Origin of the sequence: Pantoea sp. CTOTU50773 (genome assembly GCF_032082325.1) — a bacterium.
Classification (GTDB): domain Bacteria; phylum Pseudomonadota; class Gammaproteobacteria; order Enterobacterales; family Enterobacteriaceae; genus Pantoea; species Pantoea communis.
On sequence record NZ_DAMDQC010000063.1, the window covers coordinates 1 to 23,889 of the forward strand.

Here is a 23,889-nt window from a genome sequence, read left to right on the forward strand (position 1 = left end):
CCACCGGCTGAATATGAAAACCTATATTATCAACGGCTCAGAAGTGTCTAGATTATCTGTGGCGATTCAGAGAGCACTTCTATGGTTACTTCAGTCACTTATCTACCTCATTCCCCTCGCAGCTGTTGTAGCAGGGATCTACATTTTTGTCCGCTTTATGCCAAATTACGCAGCCTTCCTTAGCATATCCTTGGTGATCGTTGTTTCCTTCATCTACATCAAATACAACAGATGGTATTGAATGTTTCCAACACCATCTGTCAGCACTCGCTTTTAACATCCAACCCAAATCATTAATGATAGCGCCACTCAACTTGATAAGGCCTGAAAGTCGTAACCTAATCCATCACTCCCCTTCCAACCCGCAAACCTGCCACCGCACCGAACTCACGCCCTTCTCCAGACTAATCCTTCCCACCAAACTCTCCAGCTGATCCGACATGCTCGGTTTGCCCAGCACTTCCGCATTCACTTCCATACGATGCGGCGGGTTCATATCCTCGCTGTGCAATGATTGCAGGCGTAATCCGCTGCCGCCAAGGCTGTGCAGCATCAGGCTGCGCACCTGCACTTCATCTTGCGCCAGACAGATGATCTGCACTTTGTAGTGCTGCACCACTTCTTCCGCAGGCACCAGGCTCTGGCGATTAATCCCCTGCGCCAAATCGCGCAGCAGAATATTGGCGCAAAGAATCACCATGCAGCCAATCGCCGCTTCCAGCAGCAATCCCATGCTGCACAAAACGCCCACGGCGGCAGTGCACCACAGCGTTGCGGCGGTATTCAGGCCGCGCACGTTAAGGCCGTCGCGCATGATCACCCCACCGCCGAGAAAGCCGATGCCAGAGACCACATAGGCCGCTACGCGTGAGGCATCGGTGGCGATGTCGGGTACGCTTTGCGTCATCAAAACAAATAAACAGGCGCCAGTGCTGACCAGCGCATTAGTGCGCAAACCGGTCATACGTTGGCGAAGCTGGCGCTCGCTGCCAATCAGCGCGCCCAGAACCAGCGCGACAGTGACGCGCAGTAAAAAGATTTTCCAATCCATCATAAACCTCACTCCGCTGCTTCAGGCAGGCGGAACTTCAGGGGGTAATAAATGGATTACAGCCGGTGCCGCTACCGCTAAAACTCAGCAGCATCACGCAAAAAAACAGGGGGAGATTCTGGAAGGAAATCCACCGTCTTAACGCACGGTTAAGACAGCGTTGAGGGCTATCTTACCGCAGGGACCTTTTGTAATCGTTCGGGACAGGTGTCCAATGCAGTTATCCTCTTGGGTAAAAATTCGCCGGGATTCTAAACCTCGTATCCTGTTATGGCTACTCCAAATAGCGCTTTCGTTTAGGTTGGGTTAAAGACTTCGCTATCGGAATCCCCAACCTGTTGATGCCTTTTATCACCGTGCTATCTTACCCACTCGCTATACCGCAATCGGATCAAGACCAATGGCAAAACAACGTGTAGGAATCGTGTTTGGTGGCAAATCGGCCGAGCATGAAGTGTCGTTACAATCAGCGAAAAACATCCTCGAAGCCATCGATAAGAGCAAATACGAGGTGGTGCTGCTGGGCATCGATAAACAGGGTGAATGGCATCTGAATGATGCTTCCGGTTTCCTGCTCAATGCCGATAATCCGGCGTTGATTGCCCTGAATCGCTCCGGCGAAAACGTCGCGCTGGTGCCAGGCAGTGCTTCACAGCAGTTGATCACTCGTCAGCAGGCACAGCCGTTGTCACAGCTGGATGTGATCTTCCCGATCGTGCACGGCACCCTGGGTGAAGATGGATCGCTGCAGGGCTTGTTGCGCATGGCGAACCTGCCGTTTGTCGGATCGGATGTGCTGGGCTCAGCGGTGAGCATGGACAAAGATTTCACCAAGCGTTTGCTGCGCGATGCAGGCTTAAAAGTCGCGCCGTGGATCAGCGTGACGCAGGCACAGCGTGCGCGTTTGGATGCGCAAGCCGTGATCGATCAGTTCGGATTACCGCTGTTTATCAAGCCCGCCAATCAGGGATCGTCTGTCGGTGTCAGCAAAGTGGATCATATTGACGATCTGGCGGCGGCGCTGGATCTGGCCTTTACCTTTGATCGCAAAGTGCTGATCGAGCAAGGCATCAAAGGCCGCGAGATTGAGTGTGCGGTGCTGGGCAACGATGAACCCGAAGCCAGCCCGTGTGGCGAAGTGGTGGTGCATGATGCCTTCTACTCGTACGACACCAAATACATCAGCGCCGACGGTGCACAAGTAGTGGTGCCCGCCGCCATCAGCGAGCAAGCCAGCGAAGCAATTCGGGCCGTGGCGATTCGCGCGTTCCAGGCGCTGGAGTGCTTTGGTATGGCACGCGTTGATGTGTTCCTGACCGAGAGCGGCGAGATCGTGGTGAACGAGGTGAATACTCTGCCGGGCTTTACCAATATCAGCATGTATCCGAAGTTGTGGCAGGCGGCAGGATTAAGCTACAGCGATTTGATTACGCGCTTGATTGAGCTGGCGCAGCAACGCCATCAGCAGAGCAGCAAGCTAAAAAGCAGCGTTTAATCTTCACGTTCCGGGTGCCCATGAATGCGCACCCTACAACGGTTAAACAGGTTTGTCATTGATGGCGATCGAAACAAATTAGCGTCAGGCAGTTGAGAGGTTGTCATCAATGGCGACCGAAAAAACCAGCACCAAGCCATCGTAAGGTCGCCATTCACGGCGACCAAAACAACCCAGCATCAAGCCATCCTATGGTCGCCACTCATGGCGACCATCACGCACTTCACGCCACGTCATTCACCATGCTGCGCGGCTCCATCGCTGGAGAAGTTTGGTTACGGCCATTGCGTTTCGAGAGGTAGAGATTTTTATCCGCTGCCGACACCAGACGGTTAATCACGCCCGGCCATTCCCGCTCACTCTGCGCACTGCCGCGCGCCAGGCCTAAACTGGCGGTGACCGTCACCGTGTTGCCCTGAATCCAGAACTTCTCTTTGACCATCGCCTGACGAATCGCTTCGGCCAGCTGGTAAAGTTGCAGATGGCTGTAGTCGAACACCACCACCACAAACTCTTCGCCACCAAAGCGACACACCATGCCGCGATTGCCCACCACGCGTTGCATGCGGCGCGCAATCTCTTCCAGCACGCCATCACCGGCATCGTGGCCAAAGTTGTCGTTAATCGCTTTGAAATAGTCGACATCCAGCATCACCACGCCCGCTTCGCGCTGTAAGGAGAACGGCTCCTGCTTCAGGCTTTCATACAGGCCGGAACGCGACAGCAGCTGAGTGAGGAAATCGAAATTCGCCCGCAACGCCAGGCGATGATTGAGCTGGCGGATCGCATCCATACTCACTGCCACCAGCAGCGGGCTGAGTGCCACCGTTGCCACACCCAGTCGCGCCGAGGTGAGATGGCTGATAGGCAGCAGTGCGTCATCGCCCTGAATATTCATTACGCCGTGGGAAACGAGAACGATCTCAGTGATGCCGGTAATCAGGATCACCAGGCTTGTAACAGGAATCGGTAACACGATGGCGCACCAGATCAGCGCCGGCACCGGGAAGGTTAAGCTACCTGCCCCGCCAATCATCGCCCCCATGGTCAGTGACAGCACCACTGCCGCCAGCGGTAACAGCTTGCCCGGATGCAATAAGGTGCGCGGTGAGACGTTGCGCAAGGAGCGCGCCAGCATCACCGGCAACAGCATCAGGGAAGTCGAGAATTGCTCGCTAAACCAGTCGCCCCACGCCACCGCAAAGCGCGCGTTGAAATCGATATCCTGCGCCCACGCGCCCCAGGTGGCACAGGCGGCGGCACCGAGGAAACAGGCCGGGAAGATGCGCATGGCGTTGAACACCTGGCTGTTGGCCGAAGGCGGCTGCAGGTGCTTGATCAACATGCTGACCGAAACGAGGATAAACAGGATATTGGCGAAATTCACGGTCACCGCAGGCAGCGCCCAGCCGGAGAACACTGTGTCGTTAAATATCATCGCGGCAAAGCACACCAGATAGCTGGACGTGGTATGCAGGAAAGGATTTCGCACCATTAAACCGGCAATCAGCGCGTTCACCGGCCAAAACAGGGAGAACTCCTCCGGAATGCGCAGATGACTGCCAATAAAGCAGAAGAAAAGCGTAATCAGGAACAGCGAGAGTGCATTCTTTTTTAAATTATTCTCAGCAAACAGCTTAACGCGCATACGTCTGAACCCTGTAACCTGGAAATCGCTGCCTCTTGCCCACGGGCATCAGCAAGCATTTAACCTGAAATAACTGTGCGATGATTCGGCAATTAAGCGAGTGTTCGTCATCCTACTCTGCGACTGGGCGGCACTCAATGCGCCGGATCGGCGAGATGCGAGCGCGCGAGCAGGGTTGAAACCCGAGAAACAAGGATGAGAGCTGCTGCAATTATGCCCTGCAAATAAAAAAATCGGATATCCGAGATATCCGATTTTTACGCGAAAAACCAGTTTTTCAGCAAAGCGTTATTGCTAATTAACCGCAACGGGCCACTGACTCAGACGAATACCACGATCGCGCGCGTTTTCGCCGAAATCCTGTAGTACCGCTTTGACGTCCGGATCCAGGTACTCGGCGTTATCGTGATCAACAATCACCGTGCTGTTTTCCGGGATCTCCGCCAGCAATCCCTGCAGTTTTGGGTTGTGCATAAAGGTGAGGTTTTGTTGGAAGCGCAGCACGTAGTGATCGTCATAGCGGGTAAGCTGCAGCGCGTTGCGGTGGCTTTTGTAGATGCTATAGAGAATCTGCGTGGCGATACCGATACCAATCCCGGCCAGCATGCCGAATACAATAATGCCGCCGATGGTGGCGAGGAACGGCACGTACTGCTGAGCGCCCATGCGGAACTGTTCAACGAACAGGCGCGGCGTTGCCAGCTTATAGCCGGTATACAGCAAGACAGCGGCAAGGCTGGCTAAAGGGATGGCGTTGAGCAGATCGCTGAACCACAAGCCGCAGATCAGCAATAGCGCGCCGTGGATCAAAATCGACAGTTTAGTCTGCGCCCCGACACTGACGTTCACCGAACTGCGCACAATCACCGCCGTAATCGGCATCGCACCAAGGAAACCAGCAGTCAGGTTGCCGATGCCCTGTGCGAACATCTCTTTATTTGGCGAAGGTGCCGGATGCTGCGGACGCAGTTTTTTCAGCGCCTCCTGACTCAGCAGCGTTTCCAGGCTTGCCACCAGCGCCAGCGTCACGGCAACCACCCAGACTGAAGGATTTTGCCACGCCAGCCAGTCCGGGGTTTCCAGTTCCGCCGCCAGCGCTGACAGGCTATCAAAGGCTGGCAACGCAATACGCGGTAGCCCTTCCGCCAGGCTCGGGAACAGGCGATCGCCAAATACCGTCGCCATGCAGCCGAACAACACGGCCACCAGTGGGCCCGGAATCCAACCAAGCAGCTTGACCGATTTCACTATCGGCGTGGTCCACAGACAGAGAATCAGCAGACCGATGCCCGCCACCAGCATCGCGCTTAGCGAAAACTGAAATTCGCCATTCACCAGCGACACCAGCTCAGCATCACCTGCGGCACCGAAGGCCACCGGGATCTGCTGCATAATCAGCAAAATACCGATCGCCGCCAGCATCCCTTTGATCACACTGCCCGGCACCAGCGAAATGAAGCGACCGGCTCGCAGCAAACCAAGCAGGCACTGCAACACGCCCGCCAGAATCAGCGCGGTGAGGAAAGCGGAGAAGCTGCCAAGCGTCTGGATCGAGGCCACCACAATAGTCACCAAACCTGCCGCCGGGCCGCTGACGGCAAAACGCGAGGGACTCAGTGAAGTGACCAGCAGGCCGCCGATCACCCCGGTGAGCAATCCGGCAAACGGCGGTAAACCGCTGGCCTGCGCGATGCCAAGGCACAGCGGCAGCGCCACCAAAAACACCACCAGACCGGCGGGAATATCCTGACGCAGCGTGTTCAGATTCATGGCACCGATTCCTCTGCAGATTGCTGAGTAAGCTCTTTCAGATGACCCGACTGCAGGTCATACACACAGCCAAACACTTCCAGCGATTGCCCGGCTTGCCAGGCCTGTCGCACTGGCTCACACGCCACTAACTGAGCAAACTGGGCGATGACGTTGGCTTCGACTAAGCGGTTGAGCTTACTGCTCTCCTCTTCCTCAGCACTGGCGTGATGTTCCACCAATCCTTGCTGCAGACTACTGCGCAACGCGGCGATGCGTCTTGCCAGCGCCGAATCCTCTTTTGCCAGCGGGCTAGCGGGCAACCCCAGCGCAGCCTGCACGCCGCCGCAGCCGTAATGGCCGCACAGGACAATGCGCTCCACGCCGAGGTAGAAAATCGCGTATTGCAGCACGCTCATCAGGTTATCGTCATCGGGCGCCACCATATTGGCGATATTGCGATGCACAAACAGTTCGCCGGGATGCGAGCCAGTCAGCACTTCGGCAGGTACACGGCTATCGGAACAGCCGATCCACAGCGAATGCGGTTTTTGTTGATGCAGATATTGTTCGAAATAATCTGGATTACGCTCACGGCGCTGTAATGCCCAACTGCGATTTTTCGCTAATAAGGGTTTAAGTGTCGTCACAATTATCTTCTCTCTACGTGCAGAAATATCGTTTTCAGGCTAAGTCACAGGGTTTTAAACGCCGCTAAGACGATTGATGGGGGATGAAAGCCGAGCTTCCTCACATAAATTGTTTATAGCTGCTAATGCTTGTGGTTGCACAATCAATATTTCCGCACACGACAAAATCGTACTCCCTGTAAAATAAACGTCAGGAAGTGTCGATTAAAAGTAATTTAATGCAAGCCGAGAGAATTGATTAAAAAAAATATTTGTTATGTTAATCATGCATTTAATTTGATAATTAAATTATACATCTGGAATGAATCGACAAAAATATACACGCAGTCTTATCATGCCTTTGCACTAGTATGGTGAATTGAATGATTTGAGTTGAGAAAAATCTTAATTATAAAATTTATGATTGGAGTCATTCACTGGGTAAAAAGCAAAATGGCGATATTTTCCGCCAATCACTTACCTGTAATTAAGCAAGAGATCAGGAAAATAATAAGGAGAATAATAATGACGATGAAAAGTAAATATCACTGGCCCTGAATTAAAATCACCGCGCCTGCCGCAACAGGCGCTAATTCGCTTGACGAATTATTTACCGTTCCACACTTTCATACGCGCTTCACGTACCTGCAGCTGCTGTTCCGGCGTCAGTTTGTTGTAGTTCTCCGCCATGCCGCTTTCCCAATCGCCGTACAGCGGATTAGGCAGCACGATAAATTGCGTACCAAAGTGCTGATGATTGAGGTTAGCGAACTGCTGACGCTGTGCATTACCCTGATGCCAGGTCGCGCCGCCAAAGTCATTCAGGTTATCGCCGACGTACAGCACCACGTTGTAGCCCGCGTTTTTAATCGCATCGAAGCGCGCCTGTTTATTGGAGTTTCCGGTGCTGAGACGCACGGTTTTGTCACTCACGCCGCTGAAGCCCAGCTTGTTGAGGTTGTCCACCGTCGCGGCGTAATCCTTCTGGTCGCGGTTCGAGACGTAGAACAGGGTGCCGCCGTGGCTGTTGACGTAGTTCGCGAACTCCACCGCGCCCGGCACGGCGGTGGCCTGACGCGCCTGAGTCCAGGCTGACCAGGTTTTGCCAGAGAACGGCTGGCCGTTTTTCGCCTGCCATGCGCTATAGGCACTGTTATCGATCATGGTTTCATCGAGATCGACGATCACCGCTTTCGGCTTGCCCGCCAGCGATGGCGCAGCATCAAACGCCATACGCGCAGTGTTAAATGCCTGCCAGCTTAATGCCTGATACTCACCGGACTGCTGGAACCAGTTCACTGCCAATACCGATTGCTGGCCGAGCTGCTGCTGTGCCTGCTGTTTGGCCGGTTGCGCGCACCCGGTCAGCAGCAGCGCAAGAATGCCGGACGCTGCCAGCAAAGAGGTGTTTTTCATCAGATCATCCTTAAGTGATTATGGTCAGTTTGTGTAAAGCTTTAAAAATGTAGCAGTTAACGTAAGCTGTGGGCAGAAGAAAGCTGCCGCCCTGTCAAAGGAGACACTTATGTCACATGCCGGACCGCGTTCAACGCTGCTTGATGCCCTGCCGTGGCTCGACTATGCCTTTCAGCCTGCGGGCCAACCGGTGCCCACGGACGCCGCCTATGGCCAGCAGCGCCACAGCGCCCAGGTGGTGCTGGCAACCCAAAACCTGCCGCCGAAAAGCTGCGAGTCCGATGGCGTGATTGGGGAAAACCAGCTGCCGGTGGCGGTGTATACCGCTGACTGTTTGCCGGTACTGTTCGCTGATAGCGCGCAGCATCAGGTGGCGGCAGTGCACGCCGGATTAAAAGGCACGCTGAGTGGAGTGCTGAACAGTGCCATTGACGGCTTGCTTAATCTTGGCGCCCGCACTGAAACGCTGCATGTCGCCATCGGACCGGCGATTGGTCCGTGCTGTTATGAGCTGGGCAAAGATTTGGTGACGCAGATGCAGCAACGTGCAGATTTACCTGCGCTGCAGTGGGCAAGCGAGCAACCACGCAATAGCGCGGCGATCCGTCCGCAGGCGCGGGCGCATCATCAGGGCGTGTGGTTTGATTTGCCGCATCTGGCGCGAGGGTTGCTTTTACAGCGTGGCATTCCTGCCGAGCAGATCGAGGTGTTAAACGTCTGCACTTATTGCATGGCGGAGTCGGGATCGAGCTATCGCTACAACACCCATTTTGACAGCGGCTATCAATCGCGATTTTCGTGGATTCGTCGTCGCGACTGAGTGGCTGCACATCCTTGTGCAGCCCATTGCATCAGTGAATGATGGCGTTGAGTGCCAGCACACCGGCCAGGCCGAGGATCGAGATCAGCGTCTCCATCACCGTCCAGGTTTTCAGGGTCTCCACCACGCTCAGGTTGAAGTAGCCCTTAAACAGCCAGAAGCCCGGATCGTTGACGTGTGAGGCGATCACGCTGCCCGAACCTACCGCCAGCACCATCAATGCCGGATCGGCATGGGTCACCGCGATGATCGGCGTGACGATCCCAGCGGTGGTGATCGCCGCAACCGTGGCCGATCCCAGCGCGATACGCAGCATCGCTGCCACCGTCCAGCACATCAGCAACGGAGAGAGCGACGATCCTTTCATCATGTCCGCGATATAGTTGCCCACGCCGCTGTCCACCAGCACCTGCTTGAACGCACCACCACCGGCAATAATGAAGACGATCATGGCGATGGCGGCAATCGACTCACCGCACATATCCATCACTTCTTCCATCTTGCGACCGTTGCGCAGACCCAGCGTCAGCACCGCTATCACCACGGCAATAAACAGCGCCACGGCCGGGTTACCGATGAACTCGAAGAACTGACGCAGCGGGTTTTCTTTTGGCGTGGTCAGCTCAAATACCGCTGCAATCGCCATCAGCACCACCGGGATGATGGCGGCGAAGATACTGATACCGAAGCCCGGCATCTCTTCTTCGGTGAAGATTTTCGGGTTATACAAGCCTTCCGGCGGCGACTTCTCAAAGCTTTTAAGGAATTTCGAGAAGATCGGACCGGCCACAATCACCGTCGGGATGGTGATGATCATGCCGTACAGCAGCGTGGTACCGAGGTTAGCGCCAAAGATGGTGGCGATAGCGGTTGGGCCAGGATGCGGCGGCAGGAAGCAGTGCGTCACGGAGAGCGCAGCCACCATCGGCACGCCGACGTACAGCAGCGGCAAACCGGCAGCAGCCACGATGGTGAACACCAGCGGCAGCAGCAGCACGAAGCCCACTTCATAGAACATCGCCAGACCGACGATCAATCCGGTGACCACCAGCGCCCATTGCAGGCGTTCTTTACCAAAAGCGGCAATCAGCGTAGTAGCGACGCGTTGTGCCGCACCGGTGTCCGAGACTAATCGCCCGAGCATGGCACCGAAGCCGAGGATCATCGCTAATCCACCGAGCGTCGAACCGATACCTTTCTGGATCGAGGCCATCACGTTGAGCGGCGTCATCCCTTCGGCAATACCCACCACCGCCGAGACAAACACCAACGCAATAAAGCCGTTGACCTTAAATACAATCATCAATACCAGCAGCAGTATCACACCCAGCACAATAATGGTTATTGGCATTTTTTATTATCCTTAGGAATACAGAGGGGTGATTAAGGTTTAGGCGCGGCCCGGCGAAAATGCCAGCCGCGCCATGACATTACACGGCGACGCGCATACCGCCATCAACGAACAGCAAGTGACCATTGACGAAATCAGACGCGCCCGAGGCGAGGAACACCGCAGCACCGATCAGCTCTTCCGGTTTACCCCAGCGGGCGGCTGGCGTGCGTTTGGTGAGCCAACCGGTAAAGGCCGGATCGTCGGCCAGCGCCTGCGTCATCTCCGTGACGAAGTAGCCCGGTGCAATGGCGTTCACCTGGATGTTATGGCGCGCCAGCTCGACGCACATACCGCGCGTCAGCATGGTGACGGCACCTTTGGATGCCGCGTAAGGCGTGATGGTGTCGCGGCCCAGTTCGCTTTGCATCGAACCGATATTGATGATTTTACCGCGCTGGCGATCGACCATTTTTTTCGCCACGGATTGAGAGACCAGGAACACGGCGGTCTGGTTAACGGCAATCACGTCATTCCAGTCCTGCTCCGGGAATTCGAGGAACGGACGGCGGCGCTGGATCCCGGCGTTGTTCACCAGAATATCAATCGGTCCCCATTCGGCTTCAATCTCATCCACCGCCTGCTGCACCTGCGCAGACTGCGTCACATCAAAGGCTTTGGCATGGGCGCGCAGGCCCAGCTCGCGCAGTTTCGCCGCACCCTGCTCTGCCCCCTCTTTGGTGGTGGCGTTGACGATCACTTCCGCGCCGGCTTCACCCAGGCCCCGCGCCAGCAGAAAACCAATACCGCGCGCCGAACCGGTGAGTAATACACGCTTGCCTTCGAGGGAAAATAACTGACTCATCACTGCTCCTTAAAAGGTTAACTGGACTTTCGCCGCACGGGTTTTATCGCCGGCAAACTGCAAAGCCGCGTCGATGTCCTGCAAATCGTATTCACCGCTGAACAGCGGCAGCGGATTGACCACACCGTTCGCCAGCCACTCAACGGCGGTGTTGAATTCATGGATAAAGCGGAAAGAACCGACCAGCTGAATCTCTTTGGCAATCAGCGCCATGATCGGGAAGTTCGGGATAGTGCCACCCATGCCGACCTGCACCAGCGTACCTTTGGCGCACACCACATCGAGGCAGCGCTGTAACGAGGAAGGATGGCCAGAAGCCTCAAACGCCACATCGAAATAGCCTTTGTCGGCCAGATAAGGCGTGAAATCGCCCTCGGCGGCATGGATCACATCGGTCGCGCCCATCTGCTGCGCCATCTCCAGCGAACGCTCGCTAATGTCGCTGCACACCACAGAGGCGGCACCGCGCGCTTTCGCTGCCGCCGCAATTAAGCAGCCAATCGGACCGACGCCGGAAATGAACACGTGCTTGCCGGTAAGATCGCCCGCCTGATGCGTGGCGTGAATACACACCGCCAGCGGCTCGGCAAACACCATCACGGTTTCATCAGCATCCTGTGGGAAAGGCACGCACTGTTTGCTGTCCACCACTTTGTACTGGGTGAAACCGCCGTCGACATGCGGCACATACATCGCACTGCCGAAGAAGCGCATCGAGGTGCACTGGTTTTCCTGATCGCGCTGGCAGTATTTGCACTCGCCGCACGGTTTGGAGGGATTGACCGCCACTTTCTGATTCGGCTTCAGGTCCGGGTTGTCGCTTTCCACCACATGACCAATCACTTCATGACCGAGGATCATCGGCATTTTGACTTCGAAGCTGCCGACTTTGCCTTCCTGATAGTAATGCAGGTCAGATCCACAAATGCCGCCGCGCGTAATACGCACCAGCGTGCCTGTGCCGTCCCAATTCACCTGTTGCGGTGCGACGCTGACCTGTTTTTTCCCGGTAATCACGCAGGATTGCGTTTCGATATTCATGGTTTCCCCATTTGTTGCTGTTGCAATGGGGGCTATCAAAGCGGGATCAGAGGCTGAAAACTGTGAACCAGATCACTCTAAATCATGTTACGAAATAGCTGTTACCTGGAACGTGAACTGCTCGTACAGAAGATGGAAGCGGGATCACTTTTTGCTGGGGAAAACCAAGACTCGTCTTGGGGATTAACCACAGTGAGCTATGTCATTATCGCCGCACCCTCACCCGGGAAAGTCGTCTGGATTGAGTCTGACAGGAGTCATAACTATAGAGCTAAATCATTAGCCCTCATCTTCAAGCTGTTTCAGGGTGCACAGGTCTCTTCCCGTGCCGGGCGAAGGAGTCCGAACCTTTCGCCTGCGACCTGTCGCCCTGCTTTTTTTGAGGTTTCTCACAGCCTGAACACCGCGAATTTCCATCCCAATCAATTCCCGCTAAAGTTGACTCATCCGACCACTTTCCGAGACTGTGTTCATGACTGAGCATTACGCCCACCTGTTTGCCCCGCTGGATCTGGGATTTACCCAACTAAAGAATCGTTTTCTGATGGGCTCCATGCACACCGGGCTGGAAGAACACACTGATGGCGCCACACGATTAGCCGCGTTTTATGCGGAGCGCGCGCGGGGAGGCGTGGCACTGATTGTGACCGGCGGCATCGCACCCAACCCACAGGGCGTGGTGGCACACGGCGGCGCCATCCTCAATCAGGAGAGCCAGTGCGACTGGCATCGCACCCTCACCGATGCGGTGCATGCCGAGGGCGGCAAAATCGCGCTGCAAATTCTGCATGCCGGGCGTTACAGCTATCAACGCGATTTGGTTGCGCCTTCAGCGTTGCAGGCACCGATTAACCCTTTCACGCCGCGCGAACTGAGCGATGGCGAGATTCGTCAGACCATTGCGGACTTTGCCCGGTGCGCCAGGTTGGCCCAGCAGGCCGGTTATGACGGCGTCGAGATCATGGGCTCCGAAGGTTATCTGATTAATCAGTTCCTGGTGGCGCACACCAACCATCGTGACGATGAGTGGGGCGGCGATGTGCAGCGCCGTCGGCGCTTTGCACTGGAGGTTACGCAGGCGGTGCGCGAGGCGGTCGGCCCGGCGTTTATCATCATCTTCCGCCTGTCGATGCTCGATCTGGTAAATAACGGCAGTTCGCTGGAAGAGACGCTGACGCTGGCAAAGGCGCTGGAGCAGCGCGGTGTAACGCTGTTTAACAGCGGTATTGGCTGGCACGAAGCGCGCATCCCGACCATCGCCACCTGCGTACCGCGTGCCGGCTTTGCGTGGGTGACGCAGCATCTGCGTGAAGCGGTATCCGTCCCCGTTATTGCCACTAACCGTATCAACCATCCGCAGGTGGCGGAATCGCTGCTGCGCGATGGCATTGCCGATATGGTGTCGATGGCACGTCCGTTTCTTGCCGATGCGGCCTTTGTGCGCAAAGCACAGGCCGGGCAGCCAGATGCCATCAACACCTGCATCGCCTGCAATCAGGCCTGTCTCGATCAAATCTTTGTCGGCAAGGTCACTTCCTGTCTGGTCAATCCCCGCGCCTGCCATGAAACCCTGATGCCGGTGATCCCTGCTGAACAGCCTAAACAGATTGCGGTGGTCGGTGCCGGCCCGGCGGGTATGGCGTTCGCGCTACAGGCAGCCGAGCGCGGCCATCAGGTCACGCTGTATGAAGCCGATGCGCAGATTGGCGGCCAGTTTAATATCGCCCGCCAAATCCCCGGTAAAGAGGAGTTTAGCGAGACACTGCGCTACTTCCGCCATCAGCTGGAGACACAGGGCGTGGCGATTCGCACCGAGCATCGCGTGAGCGCTGATGAGCTGGAAAGTGTGGATGAAGTGGTGATCGCCACCGGTATTGCGCCGCGTCAGTTGTCGATTCCCGGCATCGACCATGCCAGCGTACTCAGCTACCTCGATGTGATTCGCGATAAAAAGCCGGTCGGCCAGCGCGTCGCCATTATTGGTGCGGGCGGTATTGGCTTTGATACCGCCGAGTTTTTGCTGCATCAAAACGCGCACGAAGATTTCTATCAGAGCTGGGGCATCGATCACAGCTTACAGGCGCGCGGCGGGTTAGCCCGTCCGCAGCCGCTGGCAGCGGATCGGCAAATCTGGCTGTTACAGCGTAAATCCGGCAAGCCCGGCGCCGGGCTGGCGAAAACCACCGGTTGGATCCATCGCGCCAGTTTGCAGGCGCACGGCGTGCAGATGTGGGGCGACGTGGAGTATCTGAAGATTGATGATGCCGGATTGCACTTGCGCCATCAGGGCGAGCCGATCACGCTGGCGGTGGATAACGTGGTGATTTGTGCCGGGCAGGAACCGTTGCGTCAGCTGGCGGATGAGCTGGCCGCACGCGGTAAAGCGTTAAAGCTGATTGGTGGAGCCGATGTGGCGCAGGAGCTGGATGCTCGCCGCGCCATCGCACAGGCCACTGAGCTGGCGCTCAGCGTGTGATTAACGCAGTTTGACCGAACGCAGCACCACGAACTTGGCGTTAGACGCCACCAGCTCACAGTTGCCAAACAGCTTTTTCATTTTGACGTGATAACCGAGGTGGCGGTTGCCGACAATACGCAACTCGCCGCCGTACTGCAGGCAACGTTTGGCATCACGCAGCATTTGCCAGGCCAGATGATCGGTCACCGCGTGCTGCTGATGGAACGGCGGGTTGCACAGTACCGCGTGCAGACGATCCGACGGGAAGCCACTCAGCACGTTGTTGACGCGGAACTGACAGCGCGCCAGATCCTGCGGGCGGTTCACTTCCACGTTGAGCTTACTGGACGCCACGGCCATGTAAGATTCGTCATAGAACAGCACGTCCGCCTGCGGGTTCTGCTCCAGCGCCAATAAACCAATCACGCCGTTGCCGCAGCCAAGATCGAGGATTTCCCCTTCAATATCTGACGGCAGATGCTGCATAAAGAAACGCGCACCCACGTCCAGCGATCCGCGAGAGAACACGTTAGCGTGGTTGTGAATCTGGTAAGAGGAATCGTCCAGCGGCCACACCGTGGTCTCTGACACCTCCGGCAGCTGAGGTGCACTGTATGTGCAGTAGATCAGACGAGATTTTTTCCACGCCAGCGAAGTTTTGCTCTCACCGAGAATGCGATCGAACAGCTGCTGCGTGGAGTTGTGGATGTCTTTGGCTTTGGCCGCGCCAAGGATCAGCGTGTCTGGCGTCACCACTTTACGCAGCGCGCGCAGTTGGTGCTCCAGCAGAGCCAGCGCTTTCGGGATTTTAATCAGTACGACAGCAGGCGCAGCTGGTAGCGGCGCCAGGCTATCGATAAAGTGCACCTGATCTTCGTCCATCTCATTAAGACGCAGGTTCTGTTTCGCCGCCTGCTCGCTCAGCAGCGAGTCGCTGACGTGCCACACTTCACGGCCGTTCAGTCCGCAGGTCAGCGCACCAAAGCTGTCGTTGAACACCAGCACCGGTCCTTCTGGCAGTTCTTGCTGCAACAGATATTCATCGGCGGAATCCCACGCCTGTAACGGGCTTTCTTCACGCATCGGCGGGAAGCGCTGCAAGGTCAGCGTGCGATTGGTCAGTTCAAGTTGGCTCATGGAATCTCCGGCGTGGTACACTTTGCGCGATTTTCGCCCTAAAAAGGGGGCGCAGTATACTGTCTTTCGTCGGGAATCCCAATGTCATTAATCTATCTGCAGGGTTATCCTGAAAACATCCTCGAACAGGTGCAGTTGCTGATTGATAATCAGCGATTGGGCAGCTTTTTGCAGGAACGCTATCCTGACACGCACAATATTGTCAGTGACCGTGCGCTGTATGATTACACCCAGGCAATGAAAAATCGTTATATGCGCAGCGCGCCGCCAGTGAGCAAAGTGATCTGGGATAACAAAATCAAGGTGATGAAACATGCGCTTGGCCTGCACACCGCCATCTCGCGTGTGCAGGGCGGCAACCTGAAAGCCAAAGCCGAGATTCGTATCTCCACCTTCTTCCGTCTGGCACCGGAACCGTTCCTGCGCATGATCGTGGTGCACGAACTGGCGCACCTGAAAGAGAAGGATCACGACAAAGCGTTCTACCAACTCTGCTGCCATATGGAACCGGATTACCACCAGCTGGAGTTCGATGCGCGCCTGTGGATGACGGATCAGGCGATGCGCGGTAACGCGGCTTAAAGAAACTCCTGCGCCTTCTGAATCAAACTGGTTTTGGTCAAGGCACCCATAAAGCGGCGCTCTTGTGGATTGTTGAGCACCGGTAAACGCTCCAGCGTCACGCGAGCAAAGGCCTCCCAGCCTTCACGCATACTCTGGTTCTGATAAATGCACGGGAAGTTATCGTCCATCACGCTGCTGACCGGTGAATCGAGGGTGATCTCCTGTGACAGCACCTTGCGCGAGATATCATGGATTGATACTACCCCCAGGAATTGCCCCGCACTGTTGATCACATACACATAGCGTTCGCGCTTCAGCGAACTGACTGCCAGCGCCTGCCCCACAGACTCTTCCGGCTGGAGCGCCGCACCAGGAATGATCAGCTGATCTACGCGCATATTATCGAAATCGAATTTGGCTTCTGAGCGGCTAAAGTGGTTGCTCACCACCGGGTAGGTGATGGCCGATTGCAGCCGATACACCACCATGGAAGAGAGCACCGAGGCGATCATGATCGGGAATAACAGGCTGCTGTTGAGCGTCATCTCCAGCACCATCAGCATCGCCATTAACGGCGCCTGACTCACGGCCGCTAATACCGCCGCCATACCAATCGCCGCGTAAAGCAGGCTATCGCCAACCGGCAGATGAAGTGCCACGCCCATCTGCGCCAGCGCCACGCCGAGCAGCGCACCAATCAGTAGCGAAGGGGTAAACAGACCGCCCACCGCGTTCGATCCCACCGACAGCGTGGTGGCCAGGGTTTTGAGCACCAGCAGGCCAATCAATCCAGCCAGCACATAGTGACCATCGATAATCTTCACGATCACTTCGTAGCCGTTGCCCAGAATATCGGTGGATATAAGCGCCAGAAAGCCCACCGCTAAGCCACCAAGCCCCAGACGTGCTGGCAATGATTTAATACGACCAAATAGCGTTTTGCTGCGGGCAATCAACTTTATCAGCAACCAACCGGCAAAACCGGCCACCACGCCAATCAGAATGGTCATCAACAAACTGCTGATATCCATCTGGAACAAGGCTTCGGAGAGCGGATAGAGCGCACTGCGAAAGCCAAGTGACCACATGGTCATCACCGCCACCGCCGAGGCGACAATCAGCGGGATCAGCCGCTGCAGCGCCGAGATACCAAAGGCAATTTCAGCGACAAATATCGCTGAGGCCAGCGGCGCGTGGTACACCGAAGAGAGCCCTGCCGCTGCCGCCATCGCCACAATATCGCTGTTACGCATCTGCGGGAACCAGCGGCCCATCAGGCTGCCACTCAGCGCGGAGAGCTGCACCATCGGCCCCTCTTTACCAATCGAAGCACCGCTGCCGATACTGGCAATCGAGGAGAGTGCACGAAACAGCGAGGTTTTGGTCGGCACCGCATCCAGGCGCGCGTTGATCACTTCGAGATAGTCGGTTTTAACCGTTTCCTGTTTCTCAATCGCCACCGCATAGCGCAGGAAGAACCCCGCCAGCACACCGCCCGCGCCCACCAGCAGCGGCCAGAAGATCCATGGCCAGACATGCATCGCCACGGTGATTTCGCTATCGCTGTTAAACAGCAGGCGGTTAATCAAATCAATGACGCCGCGAAATGCTAAGGTCACCAGCGACGCGACGAATCCCACGGGGATAGCAATCAGCAGTGTGGTCCAGTTCAATGCATGTTTACTTCCACTCACCCGCGCGTCCCCGCTAGCTGGTTAAAAAAATGTGCCGCATCATCATATTGGAATGCGGATCGCATGATCAAATTTCGTCTGACGAACGATCCGCTGAACATGCTACTCTGCCGCTTTACTGTTGCAGGAGTACAAAGCCGTGATTCGTTTTGCCATTGTGGGAACCAACTGGATAACCCGCCAGTTTATCGACGCCGCGCATGAGACCGGCAAAATGAAGTTAAGCGGTGTCTATTCGCGCCAGCAGTCACAGGCGGATGCCTTTATCGCTGACTATCCCTGCAAACTTACCTTCACTTCCCTCGAAGATTTGGCGGCCAGCCCGGAAATCGATGCGGTATATATCGCCAGCCCGAATGCGTTACACGCTGAGCAAGCGATGTTGTTTATGTCGCACGGCAAACATGTGATTTGCGAAAAGCCGATGGCATCGAATCTGCGTGAGGCCGAGGCGATGATCGCCTGCGCGCGCCAGCATCAGGTAGTGCTGTTTGAAGCATTTAAAACCGCCAGCCTGCCGACCTTCCTGCAACTGCAGAACACCCTGCCGCAACTTGGCAAGCTGCGTAAAGCGTTGATTAACTACTGCCAGTACTCCTCACGCTATCAGCGTTATATCGACGGCGAAAATCCCAATACTTTTAATCCGCGCTGGTCGAACGGTTCGATTATGGACATTGGCTTTTACTGCCTGGCCGCTGCCGTCACATTGTGGGGCGAACCGCAGCAGGTGAAAGCGCAGGCTTCGCTGTTGGAGAGTGGCGTCGATGCGCACGGTGCAGTGGTGCTGAGCTACGGCGATTTTGATGTCACGCTGCTGCACTCCAAGGTGAGCGATTCACTGATCCCGAGCGAAATTCAGGGCGAAGCCGGCTCACTGGTGATTGAGAAAATCTCGGAATGCCAGCAGTTGCGCTTTATCCCACGCGGTGGCGAGAGCCAGAATCTGACGCAACCGCAGCATATCAACACCATGCTGTATGAAGCCGAGGCCTTTGCCCAACGGGTTGAGCAGCGCCAGGTCGAGCATCCGGCACTGGAAGCCTCGCGCATCACAGCAAAACTGCTGACGGAAATCCGCCGCCAGACTGGCGTGGTGTTCCCGGCAGACCAGGCTCAAGTGTAAATATTGCAGAATATTTCAAACTCCCCATTGAATCCTTGCGCGGTTGGACGTATCTTGACCGCTGCAAAGGGGAGTAACTTGTAAGCTGATTGATCGTCATTACGATGCTAAACGCATCCGGTCGTCAGGCAACCCGGAATCTATTCTGAGTTGTAAGTGAGACCTTGCCGGAAGGCGAGGTTTGCTTGCAGCTTGATCAAAGCGGCTAACGTCTTCTGACTTAGCCGCTTTTTTATTTTCCGGACAGGAATACAACTATGCACACTGTAGGCACACCGTTACTCTGGGGCAGCTTCGCTGTTGTTGTGCTCATCATGCTGGCGATCGATCTCTTCTTACAGGGACGTCGCGGCGCACAAACCATGTCATTCAAGCAGGCCGCCGTTTGGTCGCTGGTATGGATCTCCGTTTCTCTGCTGTTCAGCGCTGCGTTCTGGTGGTACCTCGAAGGCACCGCCGGCCGTGAAGTGGCGACCGCACAAACCCTTGCCTTCCTTACCGGCTACGTGCTGGAAAAAGCACTGGCGGTGGATAACGTCTTCGTCTGGCTGATGCTGTTCAGCTACTTCGCTATTCCGGCAAACCTGCAACGCCGCGTGCTGGTGTATGGCGTGCTGGGCGCGATCGTATTGCGTACCATCATGATCTTCGCCGGCAGCTATCTGGTGACGCAGTTCAGCTGGATCCTCTACGTGTTCGGCGCTTTCCTGCTGTTCACCGGCCTGAAAATGGCGTTTGCCAAAGAAGGCGATGACGCGGCAGTGGGCGACAAACCGGTGGTGCGCTGGCTGCGTAAACATCTGCGCATGACGGATAATCTCGAAGGCGAGAAGTTCTTCACCCGCAAAAATGGCGTGCTGTTTGCCACCCCGCTACTGCTGGTGCTGATCATGGTGGAGCTAAGCGATGTGATTTTCGCGGTTGATAGTATTCCGGCGATCTTCGCAGTGACGACCGATCCCTTTATCGTCCTGACCTCGAACCTGTTCGCGATTCTCGGTCTGCGCGCCATGTACTTCCTGCTGGCGAACGTGGCTGAGCGCTTCTCGATGCTGAAATATGGCCTGGCGATTGTGCTGGTGTTTATCGGTATCAAGATGCTGATCGTCGAGTTCTACCATATCCCGGTGGGCATCTCACTATCGGTTGTGGGCGTGATTTTGGGCGGTACTCTGCTGATTAACGCCTGGGTTAACCACAGAAACGACCAGAAACGCATCTCATCATAATCTTCTGCAGGGGCGGTAATCGCCCCTGCTTTGTTTCGCCAGCTGCAAATTTCACCTTTCATAGCTCTGTCACATTTCACATCGTCAGCAGATCAAAAAACCGATCTGCGCCGCACGTCCAGAATTATCTCTTCCCTCACCAGGACTTTTCCTTATACTCCGCCGGGCAAACCGTTTGGCGCGGAGCAACCGCGCACAACACTCATACCGCTATAAAAAGACCGAACTATGCTAAATAACTTTATTGGACGTCTGGGCGCGCTGTTCGCAGGAAGCCTGGTAAAACAAATCATGATTGGCCTGATTGCCGGCGTAGCGCTGGCGTGGTTCTCACGTGATGCCGCTCTGGCCGTAGGTCTGCTGGGTGAACTGTTCGTTCGCGCCCTGAAGGCGGTGGCCCCGCTGCTGGTGTTGGTTTTGGTGATTTCTTCGATTGCTAATCATCAACAAGGGCAGAAAACCAACATCCGTCCCATCATCATGCTCTATCTGTTGAGCACCTTCTTTGCCGCTGTGGTCGCAGTCACCTTGAGCCATCTGTTCCCGCAAACTCTGTCAATGAACGTGGGCGCAACCGAAATTTCACCGCCGTCTGGCATTACCGAAGTGCTGCACGGTCTGTTGATGAGCATGGTGGCTAACCCGATTGACGCGTTACTCAACGCCAATTACATCGGCATTCTGGTGTGGGCCATCGGCCTCGGTCTGGCCTTCCGCCATGCCAGCCCAAGCAGCAAGGCGTTTCTTACCGATGCTTCGCATGCGGCGACGTGGGTGGTGCGTTGCGTGATTCGCTGTGCGCCGCTGGGGATTTTTGGTCTGGTGGCCTCGATTCTGGCCTCAACCGGCTTTGGTGCACTTGAGGAGTACGCAACGCTGCTGGCGCTGCTGCTGGGATGCATGGCCATCATGGCATTGGTGGTGAATCCGATTCTGGTGTTCCAAAAGATTCGTCGTAACCCTTATCCGCTGGTGTTTACCTGCATCCGTGAAAGTGGCGTGACCGCCTTCTTTACCCGCAGCTCTGCCGCAAATATTCCAGTAAATATGGCGATCGCCAAACGCCTGAATCTTGATGAAGATACTTATTCTGTGTCTATTCCGCTTGGCGCGACGATCAGTATGGCGGGCGCGTCGACCACCATCACGGTGCTGACACTGGCGGCGGTACACACGCTGGGCATTTCCGTGGATGTTCCGACGGCCATTCTGCTGAGTTTTGTGGCCTCGATTTGTGCCTGTGGCGCCTCGGGTGTGGCCGGCGGTTCGCTGCTGTTGATTCCGGTCGCCTGTAACATGTTCGGGATTCCGAATGACCTGGCGATGCAGGTAGTGGCCATCGGCTTTATCATCAGCGTATTGCAGGATTCCGCCGAGACGGCGCTGAACTCTTCAACCGACATTCTGTTTACGGCAGCGGTGTGCCAGGCGGAAGCCGAGCGCGAACCGCGCACGGTGTCTGAAGCAGAATAAATTGGCATTGCACAGGGCGGCATTCATGCCGCCCTTAAGATAAGCAGGTGTGATTGTTGTCAGATGCACATCGATCGCACCTGATTTTTACAGCGTGACACCACTCTTAAATATCGCTAACTCGCGGAAATCATTGGCTTCGTTACGCGCCGGTTGACCGTTAGCAATCGCCACAATCATATCGACGAAATCGGCCAGCATCTCCGGCATACTCATGCCCTCAATCAAACGCCCGGCATTAAAATCAATCCAGTGCGGTTTCTTCTCTGCCAGCTGCGAGTTGGTGGCAATCTTCACGGTAGGCACGAATCCGCCATAGGGCGTGCCGCGTCCAGTGGTGAACAACACCATATGACAACCTGCGCCCACCAGCGCGCTGGTGGCCACCGCATCGTTTCCTGGCGCGCTCAGCAGATTGAGGCCAGGCGTGACCAGACGCTCGCCATATTTCAGTACATCCACCACCTGGCTCTGCCCGGCTTTCTGCGTGCAGCCAAGGGATTTCTCCTCCAGCGTGGTGATACCGCCCGCCTTGTTACCCGGCGATGGGTTCTCATAGATCGGCTGCTGATGGTCGATAAAGTAACGCTTGAAGTCGTTGATCATCGCCACGGTTTTATCGAAGGTAGCTTCGTCACGGCAGCGGCTCATCAAAATGCGCTCTGCACCAAACATTTCCGGCACTTCGGTCAGCACTGTAGTGCCGCCGTTAGCGATCATTTGATCGGAGAAGCAGCCCAGCATCGGGTTGGCGGTGATGCCAGAGAAACCGTCAGAACCGCCGCACTCCAGTCCGAACTTCAGTTCGCTGAGCTTACCCGGCTGGCGCTGATCGCCACGCATCACATTGTACAGCGCATGTAGCTGCTCCAACCCCGCTTCGACTTCGTCGTCCTGCTTCTGACACTCCATAAAGTGCACGCGGTCACTGTCGAAGCCGCCCAGCGTTTCGCGGAACACATCCACCTGATTGTTCTCACAGCCCAGACCAATCACCAGCACCGCACCAGCATTGGGATGGCGTACCATGTTTTGCAGCATGGTGCGGGTGTTTTCATGATCCTGACCGAGCTGAGAACAGCCAAACGGGTGGCTGAACAGGTGCACCCCATCGATCCCTTCTGCCTCGTTGGTCTCCTTGAGGAAGCGCGACAGAATCTGCCGGGCGATGCCGTTCACACAGCCCACCGTTGGCAGAATCCACAGCTCATTACGAATACCGACTTCACCACTGGCGCGGCGGTAAATCTGCACCTCGCGATCGCCGGCCTGAGCGGGGATATCGAGAAACTCCGGCTGGTAGTCGTACTCATCCACATCGCTCAGATTGGTGCGGGCGTTGCTGGAGTGAATGATTTCGCCAATGGCGATCGGGCGCGTGGCATGGGCAATCGGCAAGCCGTATTTGATCACCAGCGCATCCGTTGCCAGCGGCGTCAGCGCGAATTTGTGACCGCGCCCAACCTCTTGCTGCAAGGTAATGAACTGGCGATCAATCTCGACTTTGGTATCGGCAGGTAAATCGCGCAGCGCTACCGCCACGTTGTCGCGCGAATGGATTCTTATCGCATCTTGCATAGCGTTATCTCAGTTGTACCAGCGCCGTCCGCATCCCGTGGACAACGATGTTTTGCAGGTGTTGGCTGACTGCGGCCACTAATCCGGGCCGCTGAGTGAGATCTTCGCCCCAGTGTGAGCGGTTGCTGAGTACCGCCTGCACCAGCTGTTCCGGGGTCAATGTGTCCTGGTTTACCGCTGGCCACAGCTCCGCGAACTGCTGCAACCAGTGGTCGTCGTCTTGTAAAGTCCACTGCTGGTCGCCCTGCTTGCCGCGATAAAACGCCAGTAGCGCGGCAAAGGCGAAGGTCAGGCGCGGTGGCCATTGGCCGGTTTGCTGCTGAGACAACAACAGCTGTGGCAGCAAACGGGTACGGAATTTGGTCATGCCGTTGAGTGCAATCGAAAGCAGCGCATGGCGGATAAACGGATTGCGGAAGCGACGCTGTACTGCATCGGCAAAGGCGTGCAGTTCATCGCACGGCAGATCCAGCGTCGGAATCACTTCCTCACGCAGCAGCGCATTAACATAGTTCGCAATGGCGGCGTCATCCATCGCCTCGCCGACGCTCTCCAGTCCGGCCTGAAACGCCACCGGCACCATCGC

Annotated in this window: 19 protein-coding genes and 1 pseudogene; 8 read left to right on the plus strand and 12 right to left on the minus strand. The window is 56.0% G+C overall.

The window, feature by feature from the left end; all coding sequences use genetic code 11:
• Positions 1-241 (plus strand): hypothetical protein (locus RT340_RS11940; RefSeq protein WP_313376155.1); only part of this gene is annotated, 241 nt, incomplete at its 5' end.
• A 105-nt stretch (positions 242-346) separates the two neighbouring features.
• Here RT340_RS11940 and RT340_RS11945 read toward each other — a convergent pair.
• Positions 347-1,051, minus strand: a complete 705-nt coding sequence (locus RT340_RS11945; RefSeq protein WP_313376172.1) for an MgtC/SapB family protein — start codon at positions 1,049-1,051, stop codon at positions 347-349.
• Positions 1,052-1,451: 400 nt separating this feature from the next.
• Between RT340_RS11945 and ddlA the strand changes: the two genes are divergently transcribed.
• Complete coding sequence (ddlA, locus tag RT340_RS11950) at positions 1,452-2,546, plus strand: D-alanine--D-alanine ligase (protein WP_160833713.1); 1,095 nt, start codon at positions 1,452-1,454, stop codon at positions 2,544-2,546.
• 223 nt (positions 2,547-2,769) lie between these two features.
• On the opposite strand, the gene RT340_RS11955 is transcribed toward ddlA, so the two are convergent.
• From RT340_RS11955 to RT340_RS11970, 4 genes are all read right to left on the minus strand, one after another.
• Positions 2,770-4,194 (minus strand): GGDEF domain-containing protein, encoded by a 1,425-nt coding sequence (locus RT340_RS11955; protein ID WP_211728500.1) that lies wholly within the window; start codon positions 4,192-4,194, stop codon positions 2,770-2,772.
• A gap of 294 nt (positions 4,195-4,488) precedes the next feature.
• Positions 4,489-5,964, minus strand: coding sequence for a SulP family inorganic anion transporter (locus tag RT340_RS11960; protein WP_211728499.1), 1,476 nt, complete (start codon positions 5,962-5,964; stop codon positions 4,489-4,491).
• Entirely contained in the window at positions 5,961-6,599 is a 639-nt protein-coding gene (locus RT340_RS11965) for a carbonic anhydrase (protein ID WP_211728621.1), read from the minus strand. The genes RT340_RS11960 and RT340_RS11965 overlap by 4 nt, the downstream gene beginning before the upstream one ends.
• Positions 6,600-7,178: 579 nt before the next feature.
• Positions 7,179-7,988, minus strand: a complete 810-nt coding sequence (locus tag RT340_RS11970; RefSeq protein WP_313376159.1) for a 5'-nucleotidase, lipoprotein e(P4) family — start codon at positions 7,986-7,988, stop codon at positions 7,179-7,181.
• Positions 7,989-8,097: 109 nt separating this feature from the next.
• On the opposite strand from RT340_RS11970, the gene RT340_RS11975 reads away from it, so the two are divergent.
• Positions 8,098-8,808: a polyphenol oxidase family protein gene (locus RT340_RS11975; RefSeq protein ID WP_097119547.1), complete on the plus strand. Its 711-nt coding sequence runs from the start codon at positions 8,098-8,100 to the stop codon at positions 8,806-8,808.
• A 31-nt stretch (positions 8,809-8,839) separates the two neighbouring features.
• Here the strand turns inward: RT340_RS11975 and RT340_RS11980 are convergent, their stop codons facing one another.
• The 3 genes from RT340_RS11980 to idnD form a co-directional block, all read right to left on the minus strand.
• Positions 8,840-10,159: a gluconate:H+ symporter gene (locus tag RT340_RS11980; protein ID WP_045831845.1), complete on the minus strand. Its 1,320-nt coding sequence runs from the start codon at positions 10,157-10,159 to the stop codon at positions 8,840-8,842.
• A gap of 79 nt (positions 10,160-10,238) precedes the next feature.
• A complete protein-coding gene (gene idnO, locus RT340_RS11985; protein WP_211728497.1) occupies positions 10,239-11,003 on the minus strand; it encodes a gluconate 5-dehydrogenase in 765 nt (254 codons plus the stop codon).
• A 9-nt stretch (positions 11,004-11,012) separates the two neighbouring features.
• On the minus strand, positions 11,013-12,044 hold the full coding sequence (gene idnD / locus RT340_RS11990) for an L-idonate 5-dehydrogenase (protein WP_211728496.1): 1,032 nt from the start codon (positions 12,042-12,044) through the stop codon (positions 11,013-11,015).
• Positions 12,045-12,516: 472 nt separating this feature from the next.
• On the opposite strand from idnD, the gene RT340_RS11995 reads away from it, so the two are divergent.
• On the plus strand, positions 12,517-14,520 hold the full coding sequence (locus tag RT340_RS11995; RefSeq protein ID WP_211728495.1) for an NADPH-dependent 2,4-dienoyl-CoA reductase: 2,004 nt from the start codon (positions 12,517-12,519) through the stop codon (positions 14,518-14,520).
• Here the strand turns inward: RT340_RS11995 and rlmG are convergent, their stop codons facing one another.
• On the minus strand, positions 14,521-15,639 hold the full coding sequence (rlmG, locus tag RT340_RS12000; RefSeq protein ID WP_038644545.1) for a 23S rRNA (guanine(1835)-N(2))-methyltransferase RlmG: 1,119 nt from the start codon (positions 15,637-15,639) through the stop codon (positions 14,521-14,523). It abuts the gene before it with no gap.
• Between the two features lie 81 nt (positions 15,640-15,720).
• Here rlmG and RT340_RS12005 point away from each other — a divergent pair, with 81 nt between their 5' ends.
• Positions 15,721-16,221: a M48 family metallopeptidase gene (locus RT340_RS12005; RefSeq protein WP_034830993.1), complete on the plus strand. Its 501-nt coding sequence runs from the start codon at positions 15,721-15,723 to the stop codon at positions 16,219-16,221.
• On the opposite strand, the gene RT340_RS12010 is transcribed toward RT340_RS12005, so the two are convergent.
• Positions 16,218-17,897, minus strand: a complete 1,680-nt coding sequence (locus tag RT340_RS12010; protein WP_313376166.1) for a chloride channel protein — start codon at positions 17,895-17,897, stop codon at positions 16,218-16,220. The genes RT340_RS12005 and RT340_RS12010 overlap by 4 nt on opposite strands.
• A gap of 139 nt (positions 17,898-18,036) precedes the next feature.
• Between RT340_RS12010 and RT340_RS12015 the strand changes: the two genes are divergently transcribed.
• The 3 genes from RT340_RS12015 to sstT all read left to right on the plus strand — a co-directional run bounded on the left by RT340_RS12015 (position 18,037) and on the right by sstT (position 21,725).
• Positions 18,037-19,023 (plus strand): Gfo/Idh/MocA family protein, encoded by a 987-nt coding sequence (locus RT340_RS12015; RefSeq protein ID WP_211728493.1) that lies wholly within the window; start codon positions 18,037-18,039, stop codon positions 19,021-19,023.
• Positions 19,024-19,280: 257 nt separating this feature from the next.
• On the plus strand, positions 19,281-20,252 hold the full coding sequence (locus RT340_RS12020) for a TerC family protein (RefSeq protein ID WP_182056892.1): 972 nt from the start codon (positions 19,281-19,283) through the stop codon (positions 20,250-20,252).
• Between the two features lie 228 nt (positions 20,253-20,480).
• Positions 20,481-21,725 (plus strand): serine/threonine transporter SstT, encoded by a 1,245-nt coding sequence (gene sstT / locus RT340_RS12025; RefSeq protein WP_058959524.1) that lies wholly within the window; start codon positions 20,481-20,483, stop codon positions 21,723-21,725.
• An 87-nt stretch (positions 21,726-21,812) separates the two neighbouring features.
• Here the strand turns inward: sstT and RT340_RS12030 are convergent, their stop codons facing one another.
• Together RT340_RS12030 and RT340_RS12035 are read right to left on the minus strand one after the other, a co-directional pair.
• A complete protein-coding gene (locus RT340_RS12030; protein WP_313376170.1) occupies positions 21,813-23,303 on the minus strand; it encodes an altronate dehydratase family protein in 1,491 nt (496 codons plus the stop codon).
• A gap of 4 nt (positions 23,304-23,307) precedes the next feature.
• Positions 23,308-23,889, minus strand: a pseudogene (locus RT340_RS12035) (tagaturonate reductase); the annotation flags it as partial.